The sequence below is a fragment of the Candidatus Saccharibacteria bacterium oral taxon 955 genome (assembly GCA_010202265.1).
Lineage (GTDB): Bacteria > Patescibacteriota > Saccharimonadia > Saccharimonadales > Saccharimonadaceae > Saccharimonas.
Genome location: CP047918.1, coordinates 206,076 through 221,627 on the forward strand (window position 1 = coordinate 206,076; position 15,552 = coordinate 221,627).

18 protein-coding genes are annotated in these 15,552 nt (G+C 47.7%); 16 read left to right on the forward strand and 2 right to left on the reverse strand.

Annotation, left to right across the window (positions count from 1 at the left end; translation table 11 throughout):
* Positions 1 to 2: 2 nt before the first annotated feature.
* From GWK75_01070 to GWK75_01115, 10 genes are all read left to right on the forward strand, one after another.
* The gene (locus tag GWK75_01070) at positions 3 to 920 is read left to right on the forward strand and encodes a M48 family metalloprotease (protein ID QHU91054.1); all 918 of its coding nucleotides are present in this window, start codon (positions 3 to 5) and stop codon (positions 918 to 920) included.
* Positions 892 to 1,971, forward strand: coding sequence for a peptide chain release factor 2 (locus tag GWK75_01075; GenBank protein ID QHU91055.1), 1,080 nt, complete (start codon positions 892 to 894; stop codon positions 1,969 to 1,971). The genes GWK75_01070 and GWK75_01075 overlap by 29 nt, the downstream gene beginning before the upstream one ends.
* Before the next feature lie 96 nt (positions 1,972 to 2,067).
* Complete coding sequence (locus tag GWK75_01080; protein QHU91056.1) at positions 2,068 to 2,664, forward strand: LemA family protein; 597 nt, start codon at positions 2,068 to 2,070, stop codon at positions 2,662 to 2,664.
* A 4-nt stretch (positions 2,665 to 2,668) separates the two neighbouring features.
* Positions 2,669 to 3,607: a methanol dehydrogenase gene (locus tag GWK75_01085; protein QHU91057.1), complete on the forward strand. Its 939-nt coding sequence runs from the start codon at positions 2,669 to 2,671 to the stop codon at positions 3,605 to 3,607.
* A gap of 59 nt (positions 3,608 to 3,666) precedes the next feature.
* Positions 3,667 to 4,350 carry a cell division ATP-binding protein FtsE gene (gene ftsE / locus GWK75_01090; GenBank protein ID QHU91058.1) on the forward strand — a complete coding sequence of 228 codons (684 nt, stop codon included), beginning with the start codon at positions 3,667 to 3,669 and terminating at the stop codon, positions 4,348 to 4,350.
* Positions 4,350 to 5,327: an FtsX-like permease family protein gene (locus GWK75_01095; protein QHU91059.1), complete on the forward strand. Its 978-nt coding sequence runs from the start codon at positions 4,350 to 4,352 to the stop codon at positions 5,325 to 5,327. The genes ftsE and GWK75_01095 overlap by 1 nt, the downstream gene beginning before the upstream one ends.
* A gap of 57 nt (positions 5,328 to 5,384) precedes the next feature.
* Positions 5,385 to 6,587: a CHAP domain-containing protein gene (locus GWK75_01100; GenBank protein QHU91060.1), complete on the forward strand. Its 1,203-nt coding sequence runs from the start codon at positions 5,385 to 5,387 to the stop codon at positions 6,585 to 6,587.
* Positions 6,588 to 6,675: 88 nt separating this feature from the next.
* Complete coding sequence (locus GWK75_01105; protein ID QHU91061.1) at positions 6,676 to 7,893, forward strand: PDZ domain-containing protein; 1,218 nt, start codon at positions 6,676 to 6,678, stop codon at positions 7,891 to 7,893.
* A gap of 42 nt (positions 7,894 to 7,935) precedes the next feature.
* A complete protein-coding gene (locus GWK75_01110; protein ID QHU91062.1) occupies positions 7,936 to 8,331 on the forward strand; it encodes a response regulator in 396 nt (131 codons plus the stop codon).
* A 104-nt stretch (positions 8,332 to 8,435) separates the two neighbouring features.
* On the forward strand, positions 8,436 to 9,626 hold the full coding sequence (locus GWK75_01115) for a hypothetical protein (GenBank protein QHU91063.1): 1,191 nt from the start codon (positions 8,436 to 8,438) through the stop codon (positions 9,624 to 9,626).
* Positions 9,627 to 9,695: 69 nt separating this feature from the next.
* Here the strand turns inward: GWK75_01115 and GWK75_01120 are convergent, their stop codons facing one another.
* Together GWK75_01120 and GWK75_01125 are read right to left on the reverse strand one after the other, a co-directional pair.
* Complete coding sequence (locus GWK75_01120; protein QHU91064.1) at positions 9,696 to 9,968, reverse strand: 50S ribosomal protein L27; 273 nt, start codon at positions 9,966 to 9,968, stop codon at positions 9,696 to 9,698.
* Between the two features lie 62 nt (positions 9,969 to 10,030).
* The gene (locus tag GWK75_01125) at positions 10,031 to 11,221 is read right to left on the reverse strand and encodes a methyltransferase domain-containing protein (GenBank protein QHU91065.1); all 1,191 of its coding nucleotides are present in this window, start codon (positions 11,219 to 11,221) and stop codon (positions 10,031 to 10,033) included.
* 22 nt (positions 11,222 to 11,243) lie between these two features.
* Here GWK75_01125 and GWK75_01130 point away from each other — a divergent pair, with 22 nt between their 5' ends.
* From GWK75_01130 to GWK75_01155, 6 genes are read left to right on the forward strand one after another with little or no spacing between them, the layout of a single operon-like run.
* Positions 11,244 to 12,293 carry a flippase-like domain-containing protein gene (locus GWK75_01130; GenBank protein QHU91066.1) on the forward strand — a complete coding sequence of 350 codons (1,050 nt, stop codon included), beginning with the start codon at positions 11,244 to 11,246 and terminating at the stop codon, positions 12,291 to 12,293.
* Entirely contained in the window at positions 12,265 to 13,365 is a 1,101-nt protein-coding gene (xseA, locus tag GWK75_01135; protein QHU91067.1) for an exodeoxyribonuclease VII large subunit, read from the forward strand. Before GWK75_01130 ends, xseA begins: the two co-directional genes overlap by 29 nt.
* Positions 13,349 to 13,549: a hypothetical protein gene (locus GWK75_01140; protein ID QHU91068.1), complete on the forward strand. Its 201-nt coding sequence runs from the start codon at positions 13,349 to 13,351 to the stop codon at positions 13,547 to 13,549. The genes xseA and GWK75_01140 overlap by 17 nt, the downstream gene beginning before the upstream one ends.
* A gap of 16 nt (positions 13,550 to 13,565) precedes the next feature.
* Positions 13,566 to 14,072 (forward strand): methyltransferase domain-containing protein, encoded by a 507-nt coding sequence (locus GWK75_01145; GenBank protein ID QHU91069.1) that lies wholly within the window; start codon positions 13,566 to 13,568, stop codon positions 14,070 to 14,072.
* 27 nt (positions 14,073 to 14,099) lie between these two features.
* Entirely contained in the window at positions 14,100 to 14,762 is a 663-nt protein-coding gene (locus GWK75_01150; GenBank protein QHU91070.1) for a hypothetical protein, read from the forward strand.
* 51 nt (positions 14,763 to 14,813) lie between these two features.
* Entirely contained in the window at positions 14,814 to 15,551 is a 738-nt protein-coding gene (locus GWK75_01155) for a hypothetical protein (GenBank protein QHU91071.1), read from the forward strand.
* Position 15,552 lies beyond the last annotated feature (1 nt).

Below are 15,552 nucleotides of genomic sequence, written 5' to 3' on the forward strand. Positions count from 1 at the left end.
GAATGGATCAGCAAAAATATACCAAAGGACAGCTGGCGGTGCAGCGTGCGTATTCTTCTAGTGATTTGATCGTGCTGACGATGACGTTTGTAACGTTCTTTTTATTGACGTGCGGTTACTTTATCGTTAGCTATTTTATTGAGGCCACAAAAGAAGAGCCGTTAACGCCGATTGTGGCGACGATAGGTTTAATCGGTGTTATGATTGGCGGTGTATTCTTGTTTATTTTAGCGATATTGATCGGTATGTTCATTATAAAGATGCAGCGGCAGAACATGCTCGGCAATGCTCTTCAGGTAGAGTATAGCGCCTATGCTTGGCTGCGCGACTGGGTGAATGAGGTTTCGGCTGACTTAGAATTACCGCGGGTTGAGATATTTATTACCCAAGATCCAGTCATCAATGCTTATTCGTTTGGTTTCGTGCGTCCATATACGATCGTTCTCCATTCGGGGTCTATTCGCTATCTTTCACATGATGAGCTAAAGGCGGTTGTTGTGCATGAAATGGGTCACATTAAATACGGACATACAGTTGCGTCTCTTTACTTTATACCGTTCATGAGTCTGCCGGTGCTTGGTTCTATATTTACTTGGCTTGCTGGTTTTTGGCAACGACGAGCAGAGCTGACGTGTGATCGTCTGGCGCTTATGTATATGGGCAATTCGGAGCTGGTCAAGAGCGCCCTTATCAAGGTGCATGTTGGGCCCGATGTGGCTGGTGGTATGAATGACATTGCTCGTCAGTGGCTGCAGTACAATGCCGAGCGACCAATGAATCGCTTAGCGCAGACGTTTAGTACTCATCCGTTTCTGGTGCGACGCTTAAGTCATTTAGATCGATGGAAGGAGGTAGTTGAGGCCTCAAACCCAAATGATATAATAGACAACAATGCAACCGCTAAAGAAACGAAGTCTTGATCTGTTAGGGCAGATCTCTGCCACCTACGATCAGCTGGCTATTGACGCAAAGCAGGAGGAGCTGACGGCAATTGAGGAACAGCTGTCTGACGCCAATGTTTGGGTGAATCCCGAGCGCGCTCAGATTCTTGCGCGTGAGTCGGCTACGCTACACGGTCAGGTTGAGCCGTGGCAAGTGTTAAAATCTCAAATATCAGACATAGTTGAGTTGATGGATTTGGGTGATGAGACGATGCTGCCTGAGTTCGAGCAGCAGATTAATGCGCTTGAAGATGAGTATCGGGAGCGTCGCAAAGAGTTGCTGTTTGATGGTGAATATGACGGACGTGGTGCTATTCTCAAGCTAAGCTCCGGTGCTGGTGGTACTGACGCGCAAGATTGGACAGAGATGCTCGAGCGTATGTATTTGCGTTGGGCGGAAAAATCTGGCCTTGCGACCGAGCTTGTTGAGCGGTCAACAGGTGAAATGGCAGGAATCAAGAGTGCAACATATATTGTACGTGGTGCTTACGCTTATGGTAAACTTCGGTCTGAACATGGTGTTCATCGGTTAGTTCGTCTTAGTCCGTTTAATTCCGATAATCTTCGTCAGACCAGTTTTGCGCTGGTTGAGGTTATGCCCGAGATTGATGCGCCAGATGAGGTCTCTATAGCCGATAAGGATCTAAAGATTGACGTATACCGAAGTGGCGGCCATGGCGGTCAGAGTGTCAATACGACCGACTCAGCTGTGCGCGTAACACATATTCCTACTGGTACTGTCGTTGCTATTCAAAACGAGCGTAGTCAGATACAAAACAGAGAAACAGCTCTTAAGATCCTTCGCGGGAAACTAACTCAAATGAAGCTAGAGCAACACGCCGAAACACTTGCTGATTTACGCGCAGGAGAGTCTGCAAGCTGGGGGGCGCAGATCAGAAATTATATCCTTCATCCCTACACTATGGTCAAGGATACGCGAACCAAGCATGAGAATCGTGATGTGCAAAGAGTCCTTGATGGATCGATTGACGAATTTATCGATGCATACTTATCTCAAGGTATTTCCTAGGATTTATAGGCTAATTTGCTACTGCCAATCCAGGGAGTCGTGTATACTGGTATACGTAAGAACATTACGAATGACGGGTCATCCGTAGGAGTAGATATGAAGAAAAAGTTTGGTGTTATCGGCGTTATTGCGGTGGTTGTCGTGCTGATTGGAGCTTTGCTCATTGGGACGTACAACGGTCTTGTTGGTGAGCGCGAAAAAGTCACAAAAGCATTTAGTGACGTTAAGGTGCAATACCAGCGTCGAGCAGATCTGGTCGACAGCCTGGTCAATACCGTTAAAGGTTCGGCGAACTTCGAGCAGACTACTTTGACGAACGTGACAGAGGCGCGTGCAAAGGTTGGTAAAATGACTATCGACGCAAGTTCTTCGCAAGAGCAGATTAAACAATACGTTGAGGCGCAAAACCAAATGACTGGCTCGCTGAGTCGGCTGATTGCAGTTGCAGAGAATTATCCAGACCTAAAGACGACCGCAGCCTTTCGTGACTTGATGGTGCAGCTTGAGGGCACGGAGAACCGTATTGCTGTTGCACGCTCTGACTACAATGAAATTGCACGACCGTATAATACTCGAGTGCAGACATTTCCGACGAGCATCGTAGCCGGTATCTTTGGCTTCTCAAAGCAGGCGTACTTTGAGTCTGCGTCTGGCACAGAGAACGCTCCAAAAGTAAACTTCGGTACAAAATAGGACTATGATTGCGATGGGGGGAAGCCTGCGCCGAAAAGTCATCGGATCGATGTTTGTGGCACTGGTCGCAGTTGGGCTAATTGCGCCATCTGTTTCGGCGCTTGCGGTTCCTCCGGCGCCGCCTCTGGATAGGCCGATTGTTGATCAAGCGGAGGCTCTGACCACCGAAGACATTAACCGTCTGTCGGCAAAAATTAACAACAGTCGCTCGAAAAAAGATTACCAGATAGGTGTATTGATTGTTCCAACGCTGGGTGAGGGCGAATATATAGAAGGGTACTCAATTGATGTTGCTCGCAAGTGGGGCATCGGGACATCGGGCAAGAATAACGGGGTGCTGTTGCTCATTGTCCTCAAGGATCGCAAGGTTAGAATTGAAGTTGGTAGAGGCTTAGAGGGAGACCTGACGGACGTAGAGTCTGGTCGAATCATTCGTAACGTTATAGCACCAGAGTTTCGTGAGCGTCGCTATGCACAGGGGATTGATATGGCGCTCGATAGTATCACAGCTCAGGTTGAGGGGCGCGCGGACCCTAATGAGGGCAAGATGGGCTCAATGGCCGAAGAGTTTAATCCGTTTTGGTTGGCTTGTCTTGGTTTTATATTAGCTCCTTGGCTTGGTTCGGTCCTTGGTCGTAGTAAGAGCTGGTGGGCTGGTGGTGTGATTGGCGGCGGTTTCGGTATTGTTATTGCTGGACTAATGAGTTGGACGCTAGGTGCGCTTATTGGCGCTGGCGCCCTGGCCATAGCTGGACTAGTATTTGATTATTTTGTCTCGAAAAATTATCGCAGTCGTACGTCTCGAGGTGAGAAACCCTCGTGGTGGGCTGGTGGAACGCATTTCGGTGGCGGATCAAGTAGCGGTGGATCTTCGAGCGGCTTTGGCGGTGGAAGCTTCGGTGGCGGTGGCTTCAGCGGTGGCGGTGCAAGCGGTAGCTGGTAATCGCTAACATGTGCTTGTCGCGATAGCCCTTGTGGTTATTCTATGCTATACTGTCACCAATGATTCTGTTAGATAGGGTAACGAAATCTTATAGCAAAGAGGCGAAGCCGGCCCTAAGCCGAGTGTCGCTTCATATAGAGCCAAATGAATTTGTGATTATTGTTGGTACTTCTGGTGCTGGTAAGTCAACTCTTCTTAAGCTGTTGACTCGTGAGGAAAAGCCGACAAGTGGCAAGATTGTTGTCGGAGGTATTGATTACGATACGCTTAAAGACAAACACATACCGTTACTGAGGCGCAAAATCGGTGTAGTGTTTCAGGATTTTAAACTTCTCCCACAACGGACAGTATTTGAAAACGTGGCATTTGCTCTTGAAATTGCGGGTATGACAAATCGTGAGATTAAAACTACCGTGCCAAAGGTGATTGAGCTCGTGGGATTAAAAGGTAAAGAGAAGAACTTCCCACATCAGCTGTCTGGTGGTGAGCGCCAGCGCGTTGCGATTGCTCGTGCGGTAGTGCGTCAGCCAAAGATCCTGATTGCTGATGAGCCAACAGGAAATCTTGACCCGAAGCACAGTTGGGATATTGTTCGACTGCTTGAAAAGATCAATAAATACGGAACAACAGTTCTTTTGACGACACACAATGTCGAGATAGTAAACAAACTGAAGCGTCGAGTCATCACCATAGATCATGGCAAGATCACGTCCGATCAGGCGCAAGGGAGTTACCGACAATAATGGCAAAAGACAAGAATGCACGCGCTTTTGCGCAGCAAAAATATCATCGACGTCAATGGATGACATTTCTTAGGATGTGTCGATACGGAATCAACAACTTTACACGTAATGCCTGGTTGACAATTGCAGCAACAGCGGTTATGACGATAACCTTGTTGATTATCTTTATGACACTAGTGGCGCAAAATGTCTTGAGCGACTCGGTGAATGAAATCAGCAGGCGAGTCGACATGTCGATTTACCTAAAAACGGGTACAAAGGAGGAGCAGGCTCTCCCAATCATGAAGGAGCTGAAGAAGCTCTCAAACGTGAGTGATGTCACGTTTATAGACTCGGATCGCGCTCGTGAGCAAACAGCACAGGACAACAAGACTGACAAAAAGACTCTCAATGCCATCAATCTGGCGACCAATCAGCTCCCTTCAACGATCCGCGTTAGCCTAAAAGATATAAATGACACCTCTCAGCTTGATGAGTTTGTAAAGAAAAGCGAGACTCTCAAGAAGCTTATCCACCCCGAGAGGGCGCCGTCATTTGCTGGTGCGCGTCGAACTGCGATTCAAAATATCGGTCAATGGATTGGGTTTGCTCAGCGTGTCGGCATCGGGGCGAGTATCCTATTTGTCGTGATCTCTTCTTTGATAGTCTTTAACACTATCCGCATGGCTATATTTAATCGTCGCGATGAGATCGAGATGATGAAGCTGATTGGTGCAAACAAGAGCTTTATCCGTGGACCGTTCGTTGTTGAAGCGATAGTTTATGGGCTAATTGCCGCTGTGATTGCTACGTTTATTGGTGTAGGTGTCCTTTATCTCACTGGAAATGGACTTGCCGATAATGGAGTGGTAGTAAAGGGGACCGTTGATTTTATTACAACTTATATTGGATTTGTCTTACTCGCGATGATTGGCATTGGGTCTCTGGTGGGAACGGTTTCGTCGCTGTTTGCAACTCGTCGACACCTCAAAATTTAGTACGATAATATGACCGTGGGTTGACTGTGCTATATTGCTTATGGTAACATGTGGACAATGAAACTAATGTCCACCACAACAGTTTCAAAACATGGGTTAGTCACGAAGTCGGCTCTCGTGGCAACTGCTGTTGTGATGGGGATAAGCTCCCCAATGGCTCTGACGAGTCAAGCATTCGCCGACCAGTGGGATGACCAGATGCGAGCGCTTAATGCGCAGATGCAACAGTATCAATCGCAGGCTAGTGCCCTAAATGCGCAGGCCAATACATTGCAGGCGCAGCTTGATCAGATTACTGCACAGAAAAATGCTATTTTAGCGCAGATTGATCTCAGCCAGAAGCAGTATGATGCGTTACAAAAGCAGATCGAAGAGACTAAACAGAAGATTGACGACAACAAAGAAGCGCTTGGCCGAATTATTGCGGATATGTATGTCGATGGCTCGATTACGCCACTTGAGATGCTCGCTAGTAGCAAAAATATTGGCGACTATGTCGACCAGCAGGAGTATCGTAATTCTATTCAAAATACCCTCAGTGACACGATTGACCAGATCAATTCTCTAAAAAAGAAACTTGAGTCAAAGCAAAATGAGGTCAAAAAAGTCCTCGACCAGCAGAAAGACCAAAAGGCCCAACTGGCCGCCAAAGAAGCAGAGCAAGCGGAGCTTGTCGCCAAGACACGCAACGACGAGGCGGCGTATCAGCAGATGGCAAATGACGCAAAGGCCCAAGTTGAAAATGCAGCCGCTCAGCAACGGGCCTACTATGCATCGCTCCAGCAACAGAGTGGTGGTCGATTTACTAGCGGTATAATTGGTGGGCTGACGATTACGAGCTTTAGCGGCAATAGAGGCTGTGGCGGAGGATATCCATTCTGTGCCGGCCCGCTAGATTACGGTGTCGATCCGTGGAATCTTTATACCCGAGAATGCGTCTCTTACGCAGCATGGCGTATCCAAAACGGCTATGGCAAACCTGTTGCGCCATTCCGTGGGGATGGTATGGCTTACGAATGGGAATGGAGTGCTCGTAAGGGCAACGGTACAAAAGCGACTCGTGTCAGTGACCCAGCGCCTGGTGATGCTGTCGTTCTGCCGATTACGCCCGGATTGGCTCCAGTTGGACACCTCATGGTTGTCGAGGGCGTTTCTGGCGACAATGTCTACGTCAGTCAATATAACTTCGGCGGTACAGGTGAGTACTCAACTATGACAATCAGTAAGTCTGCCTCACGAGTTATCTACCTTCGTTTTTAGCTTAAGCAAAAACATGTAAAAGTCTATAGCGCGCCCGCCCTGGGGTGCGTTATACTATTGTTAAGTAGTTAGAATCAAGGAGTTAGTAGTGACGGAGTATACGCCACATGATGACGCAGTAAAAACACGTCGTAGAGACAATATGGTGTCAAAAAGTACCTTTTTTGTATCGATTGCTTTCGTAGCGTTAGTGGGTTATATCGCTGGAACGCGTAGTGATCAACTGTATGCAGCGATTGCGCCAGTGTTTGGCATAAAGGCGAGTGCTGACTCGCTTAACACCTCTGTTTTGCAGGATGCTTATCGTAATCTCAGGGCAAATTACGATGGTAAGCTTGATGCCGATGCCCTAAGTGATGGAGCAGTCCGCGGTATGGTTGCGGCGGCGGACGATCGCTATACGGTATTTATGGATAAAAAAGAAGCCGAGGAGTTTAACAGAGGTCTCAGCGGTCAGGTGTCCGGGATTGGAAGCGAGATTGGTCGGCGTAGCAACCAGCCAACGGTTTTGAGGGTGCTGAATGACTCGCCAGCAGAAAAGGCGGGCGTAAAGAGCGGAGATGTGTTCGTTGCGGTTAATGGTGAGTCGGTCGAGGGCAAGGACGCTTCGGCCGTTGCTAGTAGGGTGCGTGGTGAGGCTGGTACCTCTGTTAAGTTGACGATGAAGCGTGGAGAATCGACTGTTGATTTTACTATAGTACGCGCTCAGGTGAGTGATCCTAGTGTGCGATGGTCGGTGTCTGACGGAGTCGGTACGATGATTATCTCACGATTTGACGCACAGACGGCATCTCTGGCGCGTCAGGCGGCGAGTGAGCTAAAATCCCAGGGTGTTAAAGCTGTGATCGTCGATCTACGTGATAACGGTGGAGGGTATCTCAATGCGGCACGAGATGTGGCGGGGATATGGCTCAATAATCAGATAGTCGTGACGGAAAAAGCTGGCGACAAGGTGACAGATGAAGTAAAAACGGGCTCATCGGCGATCCTCGATGGAATGAAGACTATTTTGCTTGTCAACAGAGATAGTGCAAGTGCGAGTGAAATATTGGCAGGTGCGCTTCAGGAACATGGCAAGGCAACGCTTGTCGGCCAGAAGACGTTTGGTAAGGGTACGGTTCAAAAGGTGTTGAATCTTGCTGATGGTCGTCTTCTCAAGGTTACCGTAGCACGCTGGTATACGCCAAAGGGTAAAAACATTACAAAGGAGGGGATTACTCCAGAAGCGATCGTAGAGCTGACAGCCGATGATATGAATGCTGGTCGCGATCCACAGCGCGACAAAGCGATGGATCTAGCTAAATAACACTTATGGTATACTGTAGATAGAAACGATAGGAAAAGGTATATGGATATTACAAAGAAAAAGATTCTACTAGTAGAAGATGATATAGCACTAGCTGCCGTGTATCGTTCAAGGCTTGAGCTTGAGGGTTTTGAAATCCATGAAGTAAATAATGGTGAAGATGCGCTCTCGGCAGCGGTGTCGTTTAAGCCTGATTTGATCTTGCTGGACGCTATGATGCCAAAGATTAGTGGATTTGATGTTCTTGATATTCTTCGTAATACCCCAGAAACCACAAATATTCGTGTCATCATGCTTACTGCACTTAGCCAGCCGAAGGACAAGGAGAGGGCAGAGCAACTTGGAGTTGATGACTATCTTGTGAAGTCGCAAGTGGTGATCGGCGATGTGGTTGCACGAGTTAAGCACCATCTCGGCCTAGACGGTCAACTATCATAGGGAAAAATAGTAGAGGAATTGCCATAAGTATATTGACTTTTTGGCAATTTTTTGCTATAATTAGACCATAAAGTTAAAAAGTACAAAAATAGAATAGTTACTATATGGCCAAACAGAACCCTGAATCGATTCATCGCACTAACCTAGAGGAGCTTGGCGCTGACGCTGAGCTTTATGCCGACCAAAAGCCAGTACGATATACGTATGACCCAGAAAATACACCGACTCTTACTACCGCTCAGATGAGCAAGATTGAGCAGGCAGTTTTATCGGCCGCAGATGCGGGCGAGACTACCGAACAACAGCAGGTGATTGCAGATGAGATGTTAGCCAAGATTGGATTTGATCCGTCGACTGCAGTAGACGGAGTTCAGGTTGGCTATATTGAGAGTGACGATGGTAAACGTGAGCTTCGTGCGTTTGTAAGTGATTGTCGCGACATCGGGACTAGCTTACGAAATGTTGAATTTGAGCCAATGACAAACGGATTGTCTGAGATAGCAGTAGATAAGCCCGCAGAGCCTAATCTACGAGAGCAGATCGCTGACTTGCAGGCGTTTGCTGAGCGCGTTGCTGACTCCAATGTAGCTTCGCTAGATGGGTCTGATGCTAATGATGGGTTAGATACGAGATCGCCAGAAGACTCGATCGGTGAGCTGTATCGTCATCAGGAGTTGGCAATCGAAACGATCAGGGCGGAGCTAATAGACCGTGTAAATCGACTCGAGTATAGTTTCGACGAGACTTCTCAAGAGCGTCAGCGATACCGTCGGGCGTTGGACGAAATGCTTGATGAGGTTGATAGTATAGTGATGAAGCTGAGGCAAGCGGAATCGGTTGACTCTGGCAGTATCCGTCGTTTGATTGACGACTATGCGGGTCCAGCGAGTCGGGCGGTGTCAAATGATACTACGGGTATTGAGAGTGATAAGCGGGCCATACTGGAGCTTCAGTCAGCGATTGAAGACATAGAGTCTGAGGCGCGTACTAAACTCGACGAGGAGAGTTATAAAAAGATAAAGTCGGCTTTGAATAGTGCGGACAGTGCGATATCTGAATTGCTTTACGATCGAGGTGTTGTTGCTTATGAAACTGATGAGGCTCGAAGCTACTTCAACCGGATGATGTCGCTTATCGACCAGATGCAGCACGATAGATTGGGTATGGAGGCGTATGGGAGTGAGATTGGTTCAAGTCTTTGCAGCTTACGAGACAGCTTAGCAACAATCGATCGGCGCCAGAAGCGATTACCTGCGTCGATAGGTGATCTTAAAAGTCGCTTAACTGCTGTGTAGGGGTTGGGTTTGCGAAAGAAAATACCCACTTTGTCTGTAAGTGGGTATTTGTTATTGAATAGGTGGAAGCTATTCAACGCAAACTTGCGTACGAGGGTGAGTGCGACCAGTAAATGAGGCTTTTTTAACCTTTTTGAAGCTGACGACACCGTCAACCGCAGCATGAATGGTAAAATTGCGGCTGGTGTATGTGCCAGGGCCAGCAATCTTTGTGCTACCGGTCTGGCGAACAAGAACTTCGCCGGCGGAGACTTTTTGACCACCAAAGCGCTTCACACCGAGACGTGCACCGGCGTTGTTGTGGATGTTCTTGCTTGAACCGCCTGCTTTAACCTTTGACATTGTGACTCCTTAAAACACTAGTAAATCAATCTGTTCCATTTTACGCTCTTTTGGCGGTTTCGTCAAGCCTTTTTGAGGATAAGTAGCTCTCGGGCGACAACTTGGTTCTCCCGATAGTAGAGAAGTTGTTCGTTACGAATATTTTTTAGGGTGACCTGAGTGTAGCCGAGCTTTTCGAGCTGATTGATTAGTGGCAGGTGGGTGAAGTGGCGATGTCCGTCGTGCCAGGCGGGTACGGCGATGCATAACGAGGTACCTGATTTTAGTTGTGGAGCGAGGTTTTTGAGAAATTCACTGATAATATGGTTGCAGTTTTTGATAACTTCTTGAAGTTTTTCGGGTCTTGGCGGTGCTGAGAACGGTTGTCCGAGGTAGGTCTCACAGATTACGGCGCTTAGGAAGTTGGCCTCTACCCACTGAAAATTAGTGGCATCGCCTTGGCGAATAGACAATATTGTGCCAATGTTTTTGTGGGTCTTTTGGAGCCAGGATAGGTTTTCGATGGTGTAGTCAATCATCTTTTGACTGAGGTCGGTGCCGTAGACGGAGTAGCCCCTGAGAAGAGCTTCCTGGAGGACTGTACCAGTTCCACAAAATGGGTCTAGAATATGTTTGTTTTGTGTGTCGCCGTCAAATCGTGACTCACCAATAGCTAGATTGATCATGAGTTGGGCTAGTTTTGGAGGTAGCATACCTACAAAAGCATCACGGCGTGGGCGATCGCGGTCGCGTCGAGCGTAGGCGGTGATATTCTGCGCACCTATACTTTCGGCGACGATTACCTTACCGCTAGCCGAGCGAACTACCAATAGTTCGACATGATTATTCGACAATCCCAGTTTGTTGTGGTGGCTGGTTGCGGTGTTTAGGGCCAGTTCAGCATTTGGAATTAAGCGAAGACTGACGCCTTTTTCTTTTAGTTTTGACTTGAGTGCTAGGCCGGTTTTCTGGATGTCGCGTGCGGTAGATTTGAATCCGTAAGCACTGATACCAAGTGTAATTTTGCCTTCGTGTCTACTCCAGGCGTCGAGATAGGTGCGGACAATCTCTATGCCGACGCGACGCCAGTCGCCAGATAGTTCGGCAACAACACGACCAGCTTTTTTGGTTCCACCGAGAATGTCCAGGTCAAATTTGGGTGTGGAAATAGTTACGCTGATATCGGAAAACCACCGAACAGACTCTAGTCCATAGAGCCGTTCAAGTTCGGCGATGCCTAGGGCAGGTTGGCGACCAAGTATAGCGATGTACATATCTATAGTATACTGGATAGATATGAAGAAGCTATCGCTAAGGACGTGGATTAGCATTTTGACATTTGTGCTGATCGGCGTGATATTGTTCTTTTCCCGCAAGGAGTTAATTCGTGCGTGGGAACTGATCGGAAAAGTGGACCCCTGGATACTAGCTCTACTGGTACCAGTTATAATCGCTGGATATCTTGCGTCGGGAGAGATGGTGTTTTCGTATCTTCGCCAGAAACATCTCATAAAAGATGTAAGTATGTGGACGCAAGCGCGCATTTCACTTGAATTAAACTTTGTAAACCATATTCTTCCTAGTGGTGGCGTCAGTGGTATCTCCTATATGAACTGGCGGTTGGCGCGCTACGGCGTGCCAATTGGGCGTGCGACGATGGCACAGGTACTGCGCTATGTAGCGGGATTTGCTAGTTTGATTGCACTACTCGCTATTGCGGTCTTCGTCGTTACGATTGATGGACATCTAAATCGGTGGATTATTTTGATGAGCTCCACGCTTGTAACGGTGATGGTTTTTGTGACGATTGGCGGAATGTATCTTATGGGTGATCCACAGCGTATGCATCGTGTCGCGCAGCGGATATCGCGTTTTTGCAACAAAATCGTTCGTAAGGTGACATTTGGTCGAGTCGAGCAAGTTATTAAGCCGTCGAAGCTAGTTGAGTTTCTTGACGATATGTCAGACGATTACCAGAGTATGATGCGCGACAAGAGGGTGCTATTACAGCCGTTTTTGTGGGGCCTGTTCTTTACTATTACAGAGGTGGCGATATTCTGGATCGTTTTTTGGTCGCTTGGATCGCCGGTGAATCCTGCGCCTATTCTGATTGCTTATGGTCTAGCGAGTCTTGCGGCATTTGCAATCGTTACGCCAGGTGGCGCGGGGGCGTATGAGGCTATTATGGTGTTTGTACTAGCAGTTGCGGGCATGCCGCAGGGTGAGGCGATTGCCGGAATTGTGCTTACTCGGGCGATTGTCCTCGCAGTAACGATTATTATCGGATGGGTATTTTATCAACGAGTGGTTATGAAGTATGGTAAGCGACCAGACGCCAATATTTAATGTTAGCGATTTTGTCGCCAGCCTTAATCAGACGCTTGAATACGCGTATCCAATCGTTGAGATTGAGGGCGAAGTAGCTAATTTTAAGATTAATCAGGGTAAGTGGGTATTTTTTGACCTGAAAGACGAAACGACTAGCGTCGGGTGTTTTATGTCGCTTTACAACCTGCGAGTTCAGGTTGAGGACGGCATGAAAGTCCTGGTTCGGGCGTCGCCAAAAGTTACTCAGTGGGGAAAATTTAGCCTGACGATTCAGTCGATTCGTCCAAGTGGCGAGGGAAGTATTAAAAAAAGTTTTGAGCTATTGAAAGCAAAGCTTGAAAAAGAAGGACTATTTGCCGCAGAGCGAAAGCGAACTCTGCCAGAGATTCCAAATTATGTTGGTGTAATCAGTAGCGTGCAGGCGGCTGGGTATGCGGATTTTGTCAAAATTATTGATGAACGTTGGGGCGGATTGCGAGTAGACGTCGCACACACCCAAGTTCAGGGGGCTAGCGCGGCTGATCAGATCATTCGAGCGATCAAGTATTTCAACGAGAAAGAGGTTCTACCTGAGGTGCTGGTGATTATTCGTGGCGGGGGTAGTGCTGATGATCTGAATGTATTTAACGATGAGTTGCTAGTACGCGAGATTGCTTCCAGCCGTATTCCAACGCTAGTTGGGGTGGGGCATGAGATTGATAAGACGCTTGCTGATCTGGCGGCTGATGTTCGGGCGGCAACGCCAAGTAACGCTGCCCAGATTCTCGTACCAGACAGGCGCGAACTTGTTGCTTCACTTCGCCATCTAGTCGGTCGTATATTGCTTCGCATGGAGCAGTTTGTGACGGACATTGATGATGAATCTAAGCAACTGTTGCGTCATGGTCTAAGTATGCTGAATGCGCGAGCCGATATTCTGCTCAATCAGGTGGTGACACAGCGCCAGGTGCTAGTAGCTTATGACCCTAGAGCGGTTTTAAAACGTGGATATGCAATGATCCGCGGACAGGCTATACCTGGTAAGTGTATCACTATTGAGCGACGGCAGGACACTATAATAGCGGAGGTAAAAGATGTCTCAAGAAAATAAATCTATATCAGAAAAAATGACCAAGCTTGGCGAGCTGGTCGCGTGGTTTGAGGGCGAGGAGTTCGAGCTTGAGGTGGCTCTCGATAAATACAAAGAGGCTGAAAAATTGGCAGATGAAATTGAAAAGGACCTATCAGGTCTAAAAAATGAAATCACAGTCTTGAAGCAGAAGTTTGATGCCTAGCAGAGATTGATTCCATATGTGGTTTTGGGTTGTTCTCGGAGTAGTTATTGTCACAATTGGGTTTGTGGCATTTACGGGGGCACCGTATGTTCCGTCAAAGAGGTCTGACCTCAAAAAAGCCTTTACCAAGCTATATAAACTGTCTCCTGGGGATGTGCTGGTTGATATTGGCTCTGGTGACGGGGTCGTACTTCGTGAGGCGAGTCGGCTCGGTGCGCGGGTAGTGGGGTATGAGATTCATCCGATTCTTGTAGCCGTCTCAAAGTGGCTCTCTCGCCATGATTCACGTGTTTCGGTGAAATTAGCCAATTTTTGGAAAACTCAACTACCAGATAACGTGACGATTGTCTACGTATTTGGTGAAGACCGGGATATCCATAAAATGTTTGAATATGTCCAACAGGAGTCTAATCGGTTGGAGCGCGAGATTATGCTCATGAGCTATGCATTTGAGGTGAATGGGGCGAAGCTGGTGAAATCACTCGGAGCACATCATCTCTACCAGGTTGCTCCTTTACAATAAGCATATCTACCACGTATAATCATAAGCATGAATACACGTCGCAATCTCGAACATGGGGCGATTAATGGTAGCATTTTTGCTATTATAGCGCTCGTTATCCTCGTATTAGTGTTTGGCTCGTTTGGTGTCTGGGCTTATGTTAATTACCTAGATCAGAAGCAGAATGTTGACGCCAAGGTAGAGGAGGCAACTGCAAAAGCGGTTCTAGAGAACTCAAAAAAACTCGAGGCTGATTTTGAGAAAAAGGAAAAAGAACCGATGCGGCAGTTTGCTGGTCCGTCAGATTATGGGCGTCTGACGTTTGATTACCCAAAAACGTGGAGCGCGTATCAGGCGACTGACGTTAGCAAGGGTGGTGGCGTGACGTATCATGCGTACCTCAACCCGATTTATGTTCCACCAGTTGGTGACAACCAGAAGATTGCTATTCGTATCACAATCGAACAAAAGACTTATGACCAGGCAGTAGCAGCCTACGATAAAGAGATTAAAAAAGGTAGTCTCAAATCAAGCGTATATGCAGACGGTGTACATACAGGAACAAAGATAGAAGGCAACTTCAATGCAGATGTTTATGGTACGGCTGTTCTCATCAAGATGCGAGATCGTACGCTAACGATACGTACAGATGGAGATGTATTCAAGGCTGATTTTGAGGCACTACTCAAAACAGTCAAGTTCAACGAGTAGGCAGTAGACTACCGCCCAATACCCTCGTCATGCTACACTGGGTTCATACGTATGAACGAGGGGAAGAGTGAGCAACTACTGGCGGGGGGTGGTGTATTGTCTCATACACCACTTTTTGTTGCGGCAGCACACGAGCTGAAGTCTCCGCTTGCGCTGGTTCGCCAGTTGTCGCTTGCGCTGGAGGCGGGGGATTGTTCACCTGACGAGATTGAAACTTTGGCTCGACAGATTACTCTGACGAGCGAACGTGCGCTTCGTCTGACGGCTGACCTCACTCGTACGTCGCGTCTCGAGGACGGTTTGTTTACACTTGAGCCAATCAACCCAATCTCATTGTGCGAGGAGGTAGCGTTTGAACTATCTCCACTATATAGAGCAAAGGGGCGCAAGATTATGGTAAACCGTCGTAGTCGACCGCTATTGGGCCTAGCGAATCGTGATTTACTCCGTAGGATATTGCTTAATTTCGCCGATAACGCACTGCACTATGCTGAGGGTGACGCGCCTGTTGTCATTACGGCATCGTCGCATGACAACGGTACGCGAATCAGACTCGGAGTCCGTGATTATGGACCAGCTATTCCGACAAAGGTCTGGCGACAGCTTGAGTCTTCGCTTGGTAATCGAGCACAACCACTTCATAGTCGGCCAGAGAGCAGCGGCTTGGGGATATACATTGCTCATCAATTTGCAGAAGCGATGAATGCGTCGATAGGCACAACTCGACACCGAGACGGCGCGACATTTTATGTTGATATAAGTGCGTCAACGCAGATGAGGTTATTCTGAC